12 protein-coding genes are annotated in these 15952 nt (G+C 59.6%); 7 read left to right on the top strand and 5 right to left on the bottom strand.

The window, feature by feature from the left end; all coding sequences use genetic code 11:
- Window positions 1-11: 11 nt before the first annotated feature.
- Together tviB and V4T21_RS01710 are read right to left on the bottom strand one after the other, a co-directional pair.
- Window positions 12-1313 (bottom strand): Vi polysaccharide biosynthesis UDP-N-acetylglucosamine C-6 dehydrogenase TviB, encoded by a 1302-nt coding sequence (gene tviB, locus V4T21_RS01715; protein WP_332712151.1) that lies wholly within the window; start codon window positions 1311-1313, stop codon window positions 12-14.
- Between the two features lie 416 nt (window positions 1314-1729).
- Window positions 1730-2365, bottom strand: a complete 636-nt coding sequence (locus V4T21_RS01710) for a hypothetical protein (protein WP_332712149.1) — start codon at window positions 2363-2365, stop codon at window positions 1730-1732.
- Between the two features lie 374 nt (window positions 2366-2739).
- On the opposite strand from V4T21_RS01710, the gene V4T21_RS01705 reads away from it, so the two are divergent.
- Window positions 2740-5097: a MobA/MobL family protein gene (locus tag V4T21_RS01705; protein ID WP_332712146.1), complete on the top strand. Its 2358-nt coding sequence runs from the start codon at window positions 2740-2742 to the stop codon at window positions 5095-5097.
- A gap of 397 nt (window positions 5098-5494) precedes the next feature.
- Here the strand turns inward: V4T21_RS01705 and V4T21_RS01700 are convergent, their stop codons facing one another.
- Together V4T21_RS01700 and V4T21_RS01695 are read right to left on the bottom strand one after the other, a co-directional pair.
- A complete protein-coding gene (locus V4T21_RS01700) occupies window positions 5495-6730 on the bottom strand; it encodes a D-amino acid dehydrogenase (protein ID WP_332712144.1) in 1236 nt (411 codons plus the stop codon).
- A 96-nt stretch (window positions 6731-6826) separates the two neighbouring features.
- On the bottom strand, window positions 6827-8452 hold the full coding sequence (locus V4T21_RS01695) for an N-acyl-D-amino-acid deacylase family protein (protein WP_332712141.1): 1626 nt from the start codon (window positions 8450-8452) through the stop codon (window positions 6827-6829).
- A gap of 286 nt (window positions 8453-8738) precedes the next feature.
- On the opposite strand from V4T21_RS01695, the gene V4T21_RS01690 reads away from it, so the two are divergent.
- The 6 genes from V4T21_RS01690 to V4T21_RS01665 all read left to right on the top strand — a co-directional run bounded on the left by V4T21_RS01690 (window position 8739) and on the right by V4T21_RS01665 (window position 14708).
- Window positions 8739-9755, top strand: coding sequence for a LysR family transcriptional regulator (locus tag V4T21_RS01690; protein ID WP_332712139.1), 1017 nt, complete (start codon window positions 8739-8741; stop codon window positions 9753-9755).
- Window positions 9752-10708, top strand: a complete 957-nt coding sequence (locus V4T21_RS01685) for a TAXI family TRAP transporter solute-binding subunit (protein WP_332712136.1) — start codon at window positions 9752-9754, stop codon at window positions 10706-10708. The genes V4T21_RS01690 and V4T21_RS01685 overlap by 4 nt, the downstream gene beginning before the upstream one ends.
- Window positions 10709-10811: 103 nt before the next feature.
- Window positions 10812-13442, top strand: coding sequence for a TRAP transporter permease (locus tag V4T21_RS01680; protein ID WP_332712134.1), 2631 nt, complete (start codon window positions 10812-10814; stop codon window positions 13440-13442).
- Between the two features lie 30 nt (window positions 13443-13472).
- A complete protein-coding gene (locus tag V4T21_RS01675; protein ID WP_332712132.1) occupies window positions 13473-13829 on the top strand; it encodes a RidA family protein in 357 nt (118 codons plus the stop codon).
- A gap of 114 nt (window positions 13830-13943) precedes the next feature.
- Entirely contained in the window at window positions 13944-14267 is a 324-nt protein-coding gene (locus tag V4T21_RS19140) for a universal stress protein (protein WP_440589605.1), read from the top strand.
- Window positions 14268-14339: 72 nt separating this feature from the next.
- Complete coding sequence (locus tag V4T21_RS01665) at window positions 14340-14708, top strand: DUF488 domain-containing protein (RefSeq protein WP_332712126.1); 369 nt, start codon at window positions 14340-14342, stop codon at window positions 14706-14708.
- 170 nt (window positions 14709-14878) lie between these two features.
- Here the strand turns inward: V4T21_RS01665 and V4T21_RS01660 are convergent, their stop codons facing one another.
- Window positions 14879-15940, bottom strand: coding sequence for a siderophore-interacting protein (locus V4T21_RS01660; RefSeq protein ID WP_332712123.1), 1062 nt, complete (start codon window positions 15938-15940; stop codon window positions 14879-14881).
- Window positions 15941-15952 lie beyond the last annotated feature (12 nt).

Below are 15952 nucleotides of genomic sequence, written 5' to 3'. Positions count from 1 at the left end.
CTCCGTGCGGGTTAGAGGCGCAGATCGCTCTGATCTTGGGGCAGAATGTACTTGATGTCGTAGAGCACATGATTGGGCTTGCCCAGACGCCTTATCGCCTCAGTCCCCATCTCGACGAACTGGTGATGCCCGACGGCAACGATGATGGCGTCATAGGTCCCGGCGTCGGGCTGGCTGATGGGCTTGATGCTGTATTCGTGCTCCGCCTCAGCAGCTGAGATCCAAGGGTCGTAGACATCCACGAGGGCGTTGTAGTCGCCCAATTCGCGCAAGATGTCTATCACCCGGGTATTTCGCACGTCAGGGCAATTTTCCTTGAAGGTGAAGCCCATTACTAGAATGCGGGAGCCTTCGACGTGAATGCGCTCCTTGAGCATCTTCTTGACCAGTTGAGAGACGACATAAGCGCCCATCCCGTCGTTGAGCCGGCGGCCTGCGAGAATCACTTCCGGATGATAGCCGACTGATTGGGCCTTCTGCGTGAGATAATAGGGGTCGACCCCGATGCAATGGCCTCCCACCAGGCCGGGACGGAAGGGCAGGAAATTCCACTTGGTGCCGGCCGCCTCGAGCACGGCCTGGGTATCGATATCGAGTCGGTTGAAGATGATCGCCAGTTCGTTCACAAGCGCGATGTTAAGGTCGCGCTGTGTGTTTTCAATTACCTTGGCGGCCTCGGCCACCTTTATCGAAGGGGCCATATGCGTGCCGGCGGTGATGATCTCGGCATAGAGGCCGTCGACCAGCTTTCCTATTTGGGGGAGCGAGCCGGACGTGACCTTTTTTATATCGGGCAATCGGTGCGCCTTGTCGCCCGGGTTGATCCGCTCGGGGCTATAGCCAGCGAAAAAGTCTCGATTGAAGGCAAGGCCGGAGACCCGTTCAAGCACGGGAACGCAATCTTCCTCTGTGGCTCCGGGATAGACGGTCGACTCATAAATTACGATGTCGCCGCTTTTGAGAACCTTACCGACCGTCTCGCTGGCCTTAATGAGCGGCGTGAGGTCGGGGCGCTTAGTGACATCAATTGGGGTCGGCACGGTGACGATGAAGACGCTGGCCTTCATTAGTTCGGCGGGGTCCGATGAAAACGTCAACGCTTTCGCGCTGCGCAGTTCGTGTTCCTCCACCTCAAGCGTCCGATCCTCACCGGCGCTCAACTCCTCGATACGCCGAGAGTTGATATCAAATCCGATGACATTCCGGCGCTTGCCGAATTCGACAGCCAGCGGAAGTCCGACATAGCCTAAACCGATCACCGCTATGGTGGCGTCTTTCAGAGTCTCTGGCAAAGCCGGGGATATTGGTGTCATATGAGATCAATCCAGACTGATGAAGGAACGGCGAACGATTTGGTCACCAGTCCCTCCAACCATATCGTTGGATCATAGTCCAGTAGACCCGATGTGGGATGCGAATATGGCCTGAGACCGATGGTTGCAAGAAAGATCGCCGCAGTGATCGCGATACGCATCAAAGATGCTCAACGCTGACCTTATTTATGTTGCCATCCGCGCGACCCCATACGGTTCTGGTTAGGGATCGTGCTGTGCCGCAATTGCACCGTCCGCCAAGCCACTTCTACCCGCTGGGTGGCGGCTAATCCCCGCCACTCGATTCTAACAAAAGGAAGGCGGACCCGTTAGGGTCCGCCGTGCCGCGCCCGCATGCTTCGCCCAAGCCTGTCTCTTCTTCAATAGTTCGCGTCGAGGTGACGTCGCAAAGGCGGCTAACTTGCCCGTTCCGAAGTCTGAATGTCCACGTCCGGATCCTCATCTTCGCACGATGCCGGCCGGAGCGGCGTCTTGGTATTGCGCATGCGGCCACTGAACATCGTGGGCTGAGCCGCTTCAGTCGTCTGTCGGCCCTCTTCGTTGATGACTTTCGCACGCTCTTCAACATCGGCCTGGTAAAGGAAGGCCTTGTCGGCGTTCTCATCGAGCGTCCAGACCGCCTGACCGTTAGCCATCGCCAGATCAATCAGCCCGTCAGGAATTTCGGCAGCCACGATCGTGGCGTACCGGGCCGACCGCGTCGAAAAACGGAAGCCCATCGCCAGCAGGCCATCACGAAACTTCTCGGACACGGGCTCACGCAAACCAACAAAGAACTTCGTCTTAGCGCGGCTGGCTTTAGCGCGCTCGGCAGCAGCGCGCTCACCACTTTCGGCCCAGTCGGCAAGAATCTCAGCGTCCGTCATGCGGTTCTTGAGATCGACGAATGCGCCTTCCAACTCGGCTTCGCTCAGGACCACCAGACCGTGTTCGACGGCATACGCCCCAACGCGCGTTTTCAGCACCCGCAAGCTGTTGTGATATTCATATTGGGCATTCCGGCGCGCGCGTTTGTGACCAGCCTGTTGCATTTCGAGCTTCCGGGCTTTCGCCTCAACCTTAGCCGCAAGCATGTCCGCCTTAGATGCCGCATCGTTTTCATTCGGACGAAGAGCCCCAAAACCCCACCTTATACTCATGTGGATAACCTTCCAAACCCTGTTGAAATTCCGAATCTCAAAATTCGGCGCACATCTAGGCTGACTCAGATTCTCGCTCGAACAAGGGAAAATAATCACGAATCGCAATTGCTAAACTGTTGGCGTAAAACCGGCTTCGGGTTACCCGCGTGAGTCATCGCGATTCGCAGGTCAGCCATTGGTCATTCGGTTTTTAGGGAAACCGTTACGCTTCGTTCGCTTTGCAGTGCGATACGAGATATCGAACTGCGAAACATGGAGCGCCCATGACCATCGGCTTTGCTCGCATGCATCTTCTGGGCCGTAGTGCCGGGCAGAGTGCGGTCGAGCGATATCGCTACATCGCGCGTGCAGGCGCTTATGCGGCTCGAACCGATCTTGCCCGCGGACCGATTACTATAGCGCCCTTGGGCACACCGGACAGGCTTCGGGACCTTACGCTCTGGCGCGAGGTCGAGGATCGGGCGCCGCGCAAGGATTCGATCCTCGGTGCGGAGCTGGTATTGGCACTTCCGGTATTTTCAATTTTACCGCTCAAGGATGCCGAGCAGTTGGTGACGTGCTTCTGTGACGCGATGATCGCCTCAAACGGGCTGGGTGCTACCTATGCGATCCATGCTGCGCACGATCCAGACGCCGCAGCCGCGGAAACCGACCGAGTCGAAAGCGCGGATGGACCGGCGGTCGCCGAGGTGATCGACACGGTCTCATCGTGGCCGCATGTTCATATCCTGATTACGCCCAAGACTCTCGGACCGAACGGCCTTGATGCCAAACGCTGTACCGACCTCGAACCACTTGTCCGTGGCGTCGGCAGAAACCGAACAGTGATCTGCGCCACCCCTTGGCGGCAAATCTGGACCCGCTTTCTCGACCACGCCCTGGCCATGGCGGGCGCGGAGACCAGGGTGCGGCTCCAGGCGCCCAATACCGGACGCCATATCGGCCCCGCTCGCGCCCTTGCCTTACTGCAGGGCGATATCGAGCGCGGCGAGGCGCCGAACGGTCAGCGCTGGCCGCGCGTCAACGCTGAGATCGAAGCGCGCAATACCCGGACGCTGGAACAAGCGCCTGTGCTGCAGGAAGCTGTCTTCACCCGCGCTGGCGTCGCCGATCTCCTATCGCGCTATCTCGATCTCAAGGGGGTCGCCCTTGCCAGCCGGTCACAGCAATTTCTCGACAGCATCGATGCGGTCCCGCTACGTGATCCAGTGACCGGCACACCAACGCCGCTGTTTTCGACGCAGGCACGCCTGGAACAAGCCCGCCGCATAGATGACCATGCCCGGACCCTGACGGCATCTCGTTCCGAACCGGTCCTGGCTGCCGATACGGTCGGAAAACTCGTCATCCGTCTCGGGCGTGATTCCGAATTCGTGCCGCCGATCACCGATCTCCTCGCTCACGGCCATCGTCTGGTCGTTGTTGAAACCGGCGAGTTCGGGTCCATTCTGCCGGCGCTCAACGAGATCATCGAACACGCGGGCTGCCAGCCCATTCACATCGGTCACCAGTCCATGACACTGGCGCCACTCGGACGGCGGAAAGCGCGCTTTGTCATTCCGGTCCAGATGCGCAAGAAAGTGGAAGCCGGTTCGATCGTCATTCTCGATCGCCCGGATCAACTGAGCTTGGAGCACCTAGAAACGCTTTTCGAGATTGCCACGCGGGAGGATTGCCGGATCCTGATGGTCCGGCGCCCTCATTCGTTGCCGTTTGCGCGCAATGCCGTCATCGATCGGATTGCGGCCCGTGCGAAACTTCATGCGCTTGCCTCCAGCCTGCTTCCAATTCGCCCGTCGTGGGAAGCACCCGTTGATCGGGAATTGCGTGCGCTGACAGACATTTTGGGGCGCGGTCATGCGCGCAGTTTCGCGGACGCTGCCGCCCGCCTTGCCTTTGCGCGCCGCGCCCAGGGGCACGACCAGCCAACAACGCTTGTGGGCAGTTCCGCGGAGATCGATAGCGCTGTGACGGATGTCGGCGGCAAAGGGCGCAGCAACGACCAGGTGCAACCCGACGCGATCACCCTCTTGCTGCCGCACTGGGGGCGGCAAGCGCCGCTCTATGGCGGAAGGGAGCGCAGACGGACGCCACTGCTGATCGACCGCACGGCGACACCCACCCTGGCGCACCTCCTCGTTCAGGCTGCGCTCGGGGCCGGTGACGAACGTATTTTCTTCTCGGCAACAGCGTTTGGCTATGCGGATGCCTCCGGGGAGACACACGGTCAAGTTTCGGCCGTTGCCGACCTGGTGGCGCTCTATCGCCACCATCTCGATCATCTGTTCGCAGCAAAACTGCCCGAAGAGGGGTTGGCCCGCGAAAACGCCCTTGCTGACCTGTTGCGCGCCGACATATCGAGCGTGATCGAAGAGCTTGGACCGTGCTCCGACCGATCCACCGCGCCGGGCAGCCAGCCCATCGATACCTATGGCTCGACCGGCTTTCCTGGCGACGACGATCCTTTTTCTGTCGAGATGTCCGATGGCGACGCAGGCTATGACGACGACCCCGCGCCCGATACCGCTTTCGAGCAGAATTTCGAGAGCGATCCGGCGGAGGATGACGATGACCGCCCGGCGGACGACTTTGACGTAGGCGCGGACCCCGAGGGTTGGTGAAACCGATACCGCGCATTTATTGTCCGCGCGCGTGGCCGGGTCCGTTCATGGTCTCCTCGAGCGCGCCTGCCCGGCTCGCAGTCGGATTGCCTCAGGATCGGAGCAAGGTTTGCGCACGGTGTTCGAAGTTTTGGCTTACGCAATATGCGTTGCATTATCGCTCGTGCCAAAGCCGATGCCAAAGGGGCGTCCGCATGGCATTCGCGATGATAGCTTAAAGCGGCGTTCGCCAGGCTTTGCGACGTCGAAATTGATGCCCCAAAGCCGGCGGGATTGCCTAGGTTCGGAGATAACACCATCTATCACATGTCCGAAGTGCTCAAAAATCTCGGCTTAACCAGCCGCACGCGGACCGCCATTCTGCTGTCGGGGCAATGACGCGGGCATCTAAAACGCATTATCCCGGCTCGATCGGCGCACTCCGTCCGCTGATCTCCGCCGCGAGAACTTCTCCGGCCCCCAGCGCCAGTGTAAAGCCGAGCGCACCGTGCCCCACATTGACGAAAAGATTGTCAGCTCCCATGCGTCCGATGATGGGAAGTCCAGTCGGTGTGGCCGGGCGCAGTCCTGCCCAGAGCCGGGCGCCCTGCCAATCCGCAGCCTCTGGAAAATCGGCGATGGCGCCGTCGATCAGGCTCGATACTCTCCGCTTGTCGAGATCGAGTGAGGGCCCGACAAGATCGGCCGCCCCCGCAAGGCGGAGCGCATTCCCGATACGTGCATAGACGACCTTTCGCGCCGCATCGGTGACGCTGACGCCGGGTGCGGCATGCTCGTCGCGAATGGGCGCAGTCGCGCTATAGCCCTTGAGCGGATAGATAGGCAGATCGATCCCAACCATCTGCCCCAGCGCTCTCGCCTGAATGCCCGCTGCGATCACGACCGCGTCGGCATCGAGCGTCCCACGGTTGGTCTCCACCGAAACGATGCGGCCGTTCCGGCGCGAGAAACCGGTCACCTCGGATTCTCCCAGGAAATGGGACCCTCCTTCGTTCTCGCTCAAGAGCCCGCCGAGGACCTTCGAAAAGAGGTAAGCATCGCCGGCTTCATCGGCGGGCGAAAAAAGCCCGCCCACGAGGCGATGGGCGATCGATTTGAGGGCGGGTTCGACCTCCAGGCTTTCCGCAGGGCCCAAAATGCGTCTGTCGACACCCTCCTCGCGCTGATGCTCGGCCTGCGCCCGGGCGTGATCGAAGCTCTTCTGGCTCGAATAGACCACGATCTTGCCGGTCCTCGTCCAGGCGAACTCGCTGGCCTTGAGAGCAGGCGACCCATGCAGGACGGTTCGCGACAGATTGGCGAGCGCGCCCAATCGATCCATCGTCTGGGTGGCCTTGGTGCTGGTGCAGGCGGCAAGAAAGGACAAAAGCCAGCGATATTGGAACACATCGAAGCCCGGACGGAACCGCACCGGAGAGTTGGGGTCTGTCAAAAGCTTGGGCAACTGACCCCAGATCGTCCCATCGGCCAGCGGCGCGACGTAGGAATAGCTCAACTGGCCGGCATTGGCGAAGCTGGTCCCGCGTCCGGGTTCGTCAGCCTTGTCCACGACAGTGACCCGATGCCCGTCCTGCGCCAGTCGCCAGGCCGTGCTCATGCCCACGACGCCGCCACCGATAACGATGATATTCAAGTTTTTCTCCAAAGCTTTTGGGGTAACTATGGCCCTATTGAAAAACCCGCCCGGCCATCACGAGCCGGGCGGGTGATGTTGATCCGGCGGCGGAGCTTACGGTCTCACATAATCCTCGCCGTTGCGGTTGAGAACACGCCCACTCAGGACATCGGTAAATTCGCCGCCGTCTATGGCCATCTCCCCGTTGACGAAGAGATAGTCGATTCCTTCGGCAAGCTGGTGGGGATCGGTGAACTCGGCAACGTCGTCGAGCGCGGCGAGATCGAACACCACGATGTCAGCCATCATGTCTGGGAATAGGAAGCCGCGATCGTCGAGCCTATGGACTGTCGCGGGCAGGCCGGTCATCGAATGGATCGCCGTCGAAAGGGGAACGACCTCGAGATCACGTGAATAGTGGGCGAGCATGCGCGGGAAGGTGCCATAGCTGCGCGGATGAGGAACGCCCTCGTCCATGGGCACCAGATCACCATCCGACGCCGTCATGCGCCAGGGCTGAACCATGAAAGCTTCGATATCGGAAGCGTGCATGTTGTATGAGACGATGCCGACGCTGCCTTCGGCTTCCTGAAGCATCGCAATGGTGGTGTCGATCGGGTCAAGTCCACGATCTTCGGCAATATCGCTCAACAGCATGCCTTCGACCGAAGTGTCGGGAGCAAACGTGCGGATCTGGATGCGGTCGGCGCCGCCCCGGCGTTCGAGATTTTCGGCAATCTCGGGCTCCATATCGGCCATCACGCCGGCATCGTCGAAACGTTCGAGCATTGCATCCGTGCCGCCATCCATCGCCCAGCGTGGGATCAGCGCCGAGGAAAGCCCGGTGGCGGACGCATCGTATGGATATTGATCGACCCACATTTCGACGCCTTCGGCCCGGGCCATTTCGATGCGATGGATCACCGCCTGCGAATAACCCCAAACGCGCGGGCCTAGAGCCTTGACGTGGGTGACGATGCCAGCAACATCGGCTTCGCGGGCCACATGGATGACCTCCTCGACGGCCGCGATAAGCCCGATGGTGTAATCGCTTTCGTCCCGGATGTGGCTGGTATAGAGGCCACCATATTCGCCGGCGACTTTCGCCAATTCCACAACTTCGGATATGTCGGCGAACGAACCGGGCGCGTAAAACAGCCCGCTCGACAACCCGAAGGCGCCCTCCTCCATCCCTGCCCGGACCAATTCACGCATATCTTCGATTTGCACCTCATCGGCGTGGGCATCCACATCGCCCATCACGGCTCGACGCACCGAATTGTGCGGCACCATCTGGCCGATATTGAGCCCGATGCCGTGCGTAAGGAAATCATTGCGCTGCGCGGCCAGATCGACCGGCCCGCCGCCATCGGGATTGACGAAAACGGTCGTGAGCCCCTGGGCGAGCAAAGGCTGGCCATGCGATAATTCCGCCGTCGCCAACCCTTCGCCGGCATGGGTGTGGGCATCGATAAAGCCCGGAGCAACGTAAAGCCCGCTGGCATCGATCCTGCGATCGGCCTCCATCTCGCCAAGCCTCCCCACGGCCACGATCCGATCGCCCGCGATCGCCACATCGGCTCTCATCCAAGGCGCGCCCGTTCCGTCGAACACGAAGCCGCCTTCGATGATCACATCAACGGCCGCGTTTGCACTATCCTGGCCAATAGCGCTTCCAGCCGTGGATGTGAGCAGCGCGCAAGTAAGAACGGCCACCGGAATGCTTGTTTTCACAATCATGTTCTTCTCCTCATCATCTCAAACAAAACACTGTGAAACCGCCCCGGCGCGTTCGCCCATATAAAGTTACGGCGGTGTATAGACTGGCGACTTGCACAATTGCGTTCTCCCCCGGCGCGCAAAAGACACGCTGGAGGGTGGGACAGCCACACCATATTGTCCAATGCGTTTTTTGCATTGGACAATATGGTGAAAAGAGCACCTATTATTTGCAATTGAGGAGCGGGTACCCTTACGGTACCCGTATCGGCTGCGGAGGCAGCGGGAGGAGCCGAGAGGTGGGGGATTGGAACTGAAGTGGCTAGAGGACTTTCTTGCGGTCGCGGAAACGGGAAATTTCACCCGTGCCGCCGCTGTTCGCAACACCTCGCAGGCCGCCTTCAGTCGTCGTATCCAGCAGCTCGAAGCCTGGCTCGGCGTGTCGCTTATCGACAGGACCATCCTGCCTACGCGCCTGACGCCGGCCGGGGAGGACTTCAAACTCACCGCCAGCCGTGTCCTGTCCGACATGTTGCAGTTGCGCAGCAATGTGGCCGAATTTTCCCCGATCGGGCGAACCGATCGCATCCGTCTCGCAATGCCCTACGCCCTGGTGACCTCGCGACTGCCGGGATGGTGGGCGGACTGGACCGGCCGATTGCCGCTCGAGGCCGCTATCACCGTTGGCAATGTGCACGATCTGGGACTGAGCATGCTTTCGGGCGCGAACGACCTCATGATCTGCTTTCAGGCCGACCATCAGCCCATATTGGGCGATCTCGACCATCTGGAATCGGTGGCCATTGGGGCGGACGTACTGCGCCCTTACGTCGACCGGTCGCTCGCCGAGAACGAAGGCTACGCTCTGCCCTGGCATGACAGCGCCGCCCTTCCGCTTCTGATGTACACCAACGGCGTTTATTTTGCCCGTCTGGTCGAAATGGTTATCGAGCGGGCCGGCGGCATAGGCAATCGCAAGGTGATCATGGAAAACGACATGGCCGACGCTTTGGCCAACATGGCAGCGGCCGGGCATGGCGTTGCCTGGCTGCCCCAAAGTACGGTGGATGCACAACACTCCGATCTGGTGCCCATCGGTGGGGCGGCATGGGCGATTCCATTGTCGATAATTGCCATTCGCGACCGGACAAATATCAATCCTGCCCTGTCGCGTCTCTGGAGTACAATGTCTGAGATGAGCGCGGCTTCCCGCCCGCCCCAATCTCGCTCGACGCCGTACTCTCCGCCCAAGACAATCAACAAAAACAGGGCACAAAGCTCACCTCAAAACCAAACCAAGCAGAAAAAGGGAACTCCATTATGAAAAAACTGCTTCTCGCTTCGCTGGCCATCATGGCGCTACCGGCAACCGCATCGGCTCAAAACCAGTTCATCACCATCGGCACAGGCGGCGTGACCGGCGTTTACTACGCAGCCGGAGGCGCGATCTGCCGTCTCATGAATGAAACCCGCAGCGAACACGGCTTCCGCTGCTCGGTCGAATCCACTGCCGCTTCGGTCTATAACCTCAACGCCATCCGCCAGGGCGAGCTCGATTTCGGCGTAACCCAATCCGACGTCATGTATTACGCGGTCAATGGTGAAGTCGATTTCGCCGATCAGGGCGCCTGGGATGGCATGCGGGCCGTGTTCTCGCTGCACCCCGAGCCCTTTACGCTCGTCGCGCGCGCTGATGCGGGCATCGAAAGCTTCGAGGACCTCGCCGGGAAACGCGTCAATATCGGAGCCCCCGGTTCCGGCACCCAGACGTCGATGGACATCATCCTTGAAGGGGCCGGCATGTCGCGCGACGATTTTGCCCTGACCTCCGAACTGCGCCCCGACGAGCATGGCCCGGCGCTCTGCGACAACCAGATCGACGCGTTCTTCTATGGCGTTGGTCACCCTTCGGCCAATATCGCCGATCCCACCACGACCTGCGGCGCGCAGATCGTTTCCATCGAGGGCGATTACATCGACGCCTTGATCGAGGAAAACCCCTACTACGCAGCGGCCACCATTCCGGGCGGCACCTATCAGAACAATGAGAACGACGTCCAAACCTTCGGCGTTCTCGCGGCTCTGGCCGTGTCCGAAGACACATCCGAAGATGCCGTTTACGCGCTGGTCAGCGCTGTATTTGAAAACTTCGACGCCTTCAAAGCGCTCCACCCTGCCCTCGCCAATCTCTCCGAAGAAAACATGATTGTCGACGGGCTTTCGGCTCCGCTGCATCCGGGCGCCGAACGCTACTATCAGGAACGCGGCTGGCTCTAACGGCTATTCCGATTATCTGAACATGCGCGGCGTCCGAAAATTGGGCGCCGCGTTTTTGCCAAACCAAACAACTTGAATGATTTCGGGGCATACGGGGCAATTTATGACCAACGCGGCATCATCTCCAGAAGCGATAAGTGCTGCCAGTTCCGATGAACTTGCCAGACTCGTCGCCGAGTCCGACACCGGTGGCCGCGCCCCGCGCAGCCGTCCGGCACAGATCGTACTGTTCGTGGTGCCCCTGCTCTGGGCGCTGTTCCAACTCTGGTACGCTTCGCCCCTGCCCTATCAGCTTCGCATCGGGGTTTTCAACGCCACCGAAGCGCGTGCCATCCATTTGGCCTTTGCGCTGTTCTTGGTCTTTGCCGCCTATCCGGCAACCAAGAAGTCTCCGCGCGACTACGTGCCCTGGTATGAATGGACATTGGGCCTGATCGCGGCGGCCTGTTCGGCCTATATCTTCGTTTTCCAGGCCGACCTGGCCCGCCGCCCCGGCTTGCCCACGCCGCTCGATCTCGGCGTCGCCGTGGTGGGGATGCTGCTGCTTTTGGAAGCCGCCCGCCGCTCGCTGGGCCTCGCCCTGCCCATCGTGGGCATCCTGTTTTTGGGCTACGCCTTTTTCGGCCCCTATCTTCCCGATCTTCTGGCCCACCGGGGCGCGTCGGTCTCCCGCGCCGCGACGCAATACTGGCTGACCTCTGAAGGCGTGTTTGGTGTCGCGCTGGGTGTATCCACCGCGTTTGTCTTCTTGTTTGTTCTTTTCGGCTCGCTTCTTGAGAAGGCTGGAGCTGGAAATTATTTTATCAAGGTGGCCTTCGCCATGCTCGGCCATTTCCGCGGCGGCCCGGCAAAAGCGGCCGTACTGGGTTCGGCCGCGACGGGGCTGATTTCGGGGTCCTCGGTCGCCAATGTGGTGACCACCGGCACCTTTACCATCCCCTTGATGAAACGGGTCGGCTATCCCGCGGTTAAGGCAGGCGCCATCGAGGTTTCCGCCTCGGTCAACGGCCAGATCCTGCCTCCCGTCATGGGCGCGGCGGCCTTCCTTATCGCCGAATATGTCGGCATCTCCTATGCCCAGGTCGTCCAGCACGCCATCATTCCGGCATTGCTCACCTATATCTCGCTGTTTTACGTCGTCGATATCGAAGCTCGTAAGCACAACCTCAAAGGCTTGCCGCGCAAGCAATATCGCTCCAAGCTGATGAGCGCCGCCTTGTTCGGCATGACCGCGGCGGGGATCGTCATCTTCTCCTGGCTGGTCGGCGTGCTCCTGGGCTGGACCCGGGATTTCTTCGGTGCCGCCGCCACATGGGGCGTGGTGATTGGGACAAGTATTCTCTATGTCGCCCTGATCGCCATTCGCTCGCGCTTCCCGGACCTTGCAGAGGACGATCCTAACGATCCGGACCTCACCTTGCCCGATACCGCCAAGGTCGCGCCCACCGGCATCCATTACATCTTGCCGGTTTTCATCCTCGTCTGGTGCCTGATGGTCGAACAGATGTCGCCCGGGCTTTCGGCCTTTTACGGCACGCTGGCGCTTATCGTGCTGATCATCACCCAGCGTCCTCTGATAGCCCTGTTCCGGGGTCAATCGGAGATATTGAGCCGTTTCAAGGCCGGCATCACGGATCTGTTCGAGGGCCTCGTCGCCGGTTCGCGCAATATGGTGGGCATCGGCATTGCCACGGCCGCCGCAGGCATCATCGTGGGCACAGTTTCGCTCACGGGCATCGGGCTGGTCATGACCGAGATCGTCATTTCCGTCTCGGGCGGTAATCTCCTGATCATGCTTTTGATGACGGCGGTAATCTGCATGATATTGGGCCTGGGGATGCCCACGACGGCAAATTACGTCGTGGTTGCCACGCTGATTGCCCCCGTGATCGTCGATGTCGCGGCCCTCAACGGTCTCGCCGTGGCTCTGGTCGCGGTCCATCTCTATGTTTTCTATTTCGGGCTCATGGCTGACGTGACGCCCCCGGTCGGGCTTGCTTCGTTTGCTGCTTCCGCCATTTCCCGCGCCGACCCAGTAAAAACGGGCGTACAGGCCTTCCGTTACGAGATGCGCACGGCCATTCTGCCGCTCATCTTCATCTTCAACCACCAATTGCTGATGATCGGGGTGACCAATTGGTGGGAGTTGGCCCTCACCATCATCATGTCGCTGATCGGCATGCTGATGTTCGTCTCGGTCACCCAGCAAATTTTCATCTCCCGCTCGCGTATCTGGGAGACGGCCATGCTGCTGATCGCCTGTTTCATGCTGTTCGTCCCCGGCCAGGTGATGGACAGGGTCGTGCTCCCCACCCTGGACGCCCCAGCCGAAGATATCGTCATGCTCGCCGAGCAGGTGCCTGCAAACGGGTTCCTGACCGTCGAGGTCGGCGGCATCGATATTTCGGGCAATGACTATACAAGAGTGATGCGTCTGCCTATGGGACCACCGGCCGAAGGTGTCGAGCGGCTTTCCAACGCGGGTATCCAGGTGACCGAATTCGGCGGCCAGGTGCAAGTCACCAATGTGCGCTTCCGCAGCCAGGCCGAGCGCCTGAACCTTGCCATCGGCGACAACGTAGAACGCGTCCTCGTCGCCAATCCCAACCGCCCCGCCAAGGAATTGGTCTATATCCCTGCCCTGCTTCTAATCGGTCTGGTCATCGCGCTCCAGTGGCGGCGTCGGGAATGGGACCAACCTGGTCTTCCCAAAACAAGACCACAATCGGCCTGAGCACTTTCGAATCAAGAAGGAGAAAATCCGATGCACGACATTCAACGCCTGGCCGGAACAGCCCGCATGAGTTCGGCGGTCGTCGTCAATGGATTGGTATTCACCCAGGGCATCACGGCGCGGGGAGTGGATGAAGACATCGCCAGTCAGACCCGAAAATGCCTCGAAAAGCTCGATGAAATCCTCAAGGCCGCTGGATCGGATCGTTCTGCTATTCTCAAGGTTACCATCTGGCTCAAGACCATGGACGATTTCGATGCGATGAACCGTGTCTATGACGAGTGGGTGCCGAAAGAACATTTGCCAGTCCGGGCTTGTGTAGAGGCAAAGCTTGCTGACCCCTCGCTCCTTGTCGAGATTCAAGCCGAAGCGTGTCTTTGCCAATAGTTTTTTGCTTGCTCATGTGAGCAATTGGGTCCACGGGCAAGGTCTAGATGATGGATCGGCGGATGACCCAGCGTCACATCAAATGGATGAGCACTTCCACTGGCGGCCGCCATAATGCTTTGTCAGACAGAAACAATCCCCATTTACTGTCGGGATATTTGCTGGCGCATTCAGGTATGCCGGTTAATCCGCATCGCACCGCTGACCGACCATGACATCATAAAGCATTTGCGGCGGCACGGCATCGACGCTGAATCCGTCAACCTGAAGAGCACCAGCAATGTCGGTGAGGCGATCCTGGACTTCTGTGCTCGTGTCGATCCGGACATATTGGTCATGGGGGCCTTCGGAAGAGCCAAGTTGAGGGCGCTCCTGTTTGGCGGTGTTGCTCGGTATATTCTCGAACACCAGAATGTTCCGGTTCTGATGTCGCATTAAACTGTTTAATGGTCCAGGCCCCGTCGTTTCACCGGATCGCAGGTGATCTCCAGGGAGCAAGGTTCGAACTGTATGACAAAGAGATCACTTTCGATAAAGCGGGCCTACGAGCCCGCCACCGACGGCGACGGCCATCGGGTCCTTGTGGACCAGCTCTGGCCACGCGGCCTACACAAGGATGAAGCAGGGCTCGATGATTGGATGAAAGACGTCGCTCCCAGCACCGAACTGCGCAAATGGTTCAACCACGATCCTGCTCGCTACGAGGAATTCCGCCGGCGCTATCGGCTCGAACTTTCTGAAAACCCAGCCGTGGAAAACCTGATTACGCTTCTCGCCCGGGGGCCGCTGACCCTTGTTTATGCCGCCCACGACGAGACTCATAACCATGCCCGTGTGTTGGCCGAATATATAGAGGAACGCAAAGGGAGCGGCCGATAAACCTAGAAGACTAGATTACCCCGATCGGGCTTCCGATGCTCCACCACATTGCTACCCAAGCCCGCGCTGATATGCGCGGGGCGACCTCAGCGAGATCGTTGACTCGTCAATCCCGAAGAACTTGAGCGTGCCGCGTCCTTCGCTTTGACCGGCATAAGGGCGAAGAAGCCCTATCCTTCGCCTCGGCGCCAATAGGAGACGACCAAATCATCCCCCTTGTTCAATCCTTTCTCCTTGCGGAGATACGACCTGATGGACATGCAGGTGTCATGCTCACAACCGGCCCATGCGAATACTGATGCTGCCTCCGACGGCATATCGACTGTTCGGACCGCGTCCAAAAGGAGTGGCGTCGTTCCCGCGTTGGCACCTTGACGGTGCAGCCAGCGGATTTCGACGTTTGATCTCGTTTCGATGATCTGCTCTTCGGCAGGATCGGCGACCTCGATCAAAGCGATGCCGTCGGCGGTTTGGGGAAGAGTTTCCAGAATGCGGGCGATTGCTGGAAGCGCGGTTTCATCGCCGGCGAAAAGATACCAGTCGCAGTCCAGGGGAGCGCACCGACCACCTGGGCCGCCCATCCCGATCACATCGCCGGGCTGGGCCTGAAATGCGAATTGGGAGCCCGGTCCGGCATCCTCATGAAGCACGAAATCGACATCCAGCGTGCCGGCTGCAGGGTCGATGTTGCGAATGGTGTATTTACGGATCGCGAGAACAGCGGCTTCGGGATATTGCGTAACGCCGCTCCGGCTGACGCTGGGCCATTGCGGCGCCTGTTCATCGTGCGGAAACATCAGCCGGACGTGGATATCCTTGAAGCCTGCATAGCGCTCCAAATTGCTGCCGCGGAATCTGATCCTCTGCATATGAGGCGTCAGCCGCTGCGAACTAACAACCGTCAAAAGACAAAACCATACCGGCATGGTCACGTCGCAACCGTCACCCGACCAGATGATCTTCTCTTCGAGTTCGGGCGAATGTTCGATCAGATGTCCAGCAAGTTCCTCCCGGATCACCGATATGCCCGTCAGCGTGGGAGCCGCAATTTTCAGGAACGCCTGGTTGCCGTCAAGCGCAATCTCGCACATGCCATGGTAGAAGGTCAGAGCCCATTTTCCGCTCGCCTTGCCTATACGAACGCCATGGCTGACGAGATGCTCGCATACGCTATCGATGATCTCGGATGCTCCATCGAGCTGGAATCTGGCCTGTGCGGAAAATGCGGTCATCGGCAAACGGTC

It is taken from the genome of Pelagibacterium mangrovi, assembly GCF_036662815.1.
GTDB lineage: Bacteria > Pseudomonadota > Alphaproteobacteria > Rhizobiales > Devosiaceae > Pelagibacterium > Pelagibacterium mangrovi.
The sequence above is the reverse complement of the archived record's forward strand: the minus strand, read 5'-3'. Positions and strand labels throughout refer to the sequence as shown.

Coding starts and splice junctions, on each gene's coding strand:
- V4T21_RS01680 (WP_332712134.1), top strand. CDS start 10,812: ATGACCAACGCGGCATCATCTCCAGAAGCGATAAGTGCTGCCAGTTCC.
- V4T21_RS01710 (WP_332712149.1), bottom strand. CDS start 2,365: ATGCAACAGGCTGGTCACAAACGCGCGCGCCGGAATGCCCAATATGAA.
- V4T21_RS01705 (WP_332712146.1), top strand. CDS start 2,740: ATGACCATCGGCTTTGCTCGCATGCATCTTCTGGGCCGTAGTGCCGGG.
- V4T21_RS01685 (WP_332712136.1), top strand. CDS start 9,752: ATGAAAAAACTGCTTCTCGCTTCGCTGGCCATCATGGCGCTACCGGCA.
- V4T21_RS01695 (WP_332712141.1), bottom strand. CDS start 8,452: ATGATTGTGAAAACAAGCATTCCGGTGGCCGTTCTTACTTGCGCGCTG.
- tviB (WP_332712151.1), bottom strand. CDS start 1,313: ATGACACCAATATCCCCGGCTTTGCCAGAGACTCTGAAAGACGCCACC.
- V4T21_RS01660 (WP_332712123.1), bottom strand. CDS start 15,940: ATGACCGCATTTTCCGCACAGGCCAGATTCCAGCTCGATGGAGCATCC.
- V4T21_RS19140 (WP_440589605.1), top strand. CDS start 13,944: ATGCTTTGTCAGACAGAAACAATCCCCATTTACTGTCGGGATATTTGC.
- V4T21_RS01675 (WP_332712132.1), top strand. CDS start 13,473: ATGCACGACATTCAACGCCTGGCCGGAACAGCCCGCATGAGTTCGGCG.
- V4T21_RS01665 (WP_332712126.1), top strand. CDS start 14,340: ATGACAAAGAGATCACTTTCGATAAAGCGGGCCTACGAGCCCGCCACC.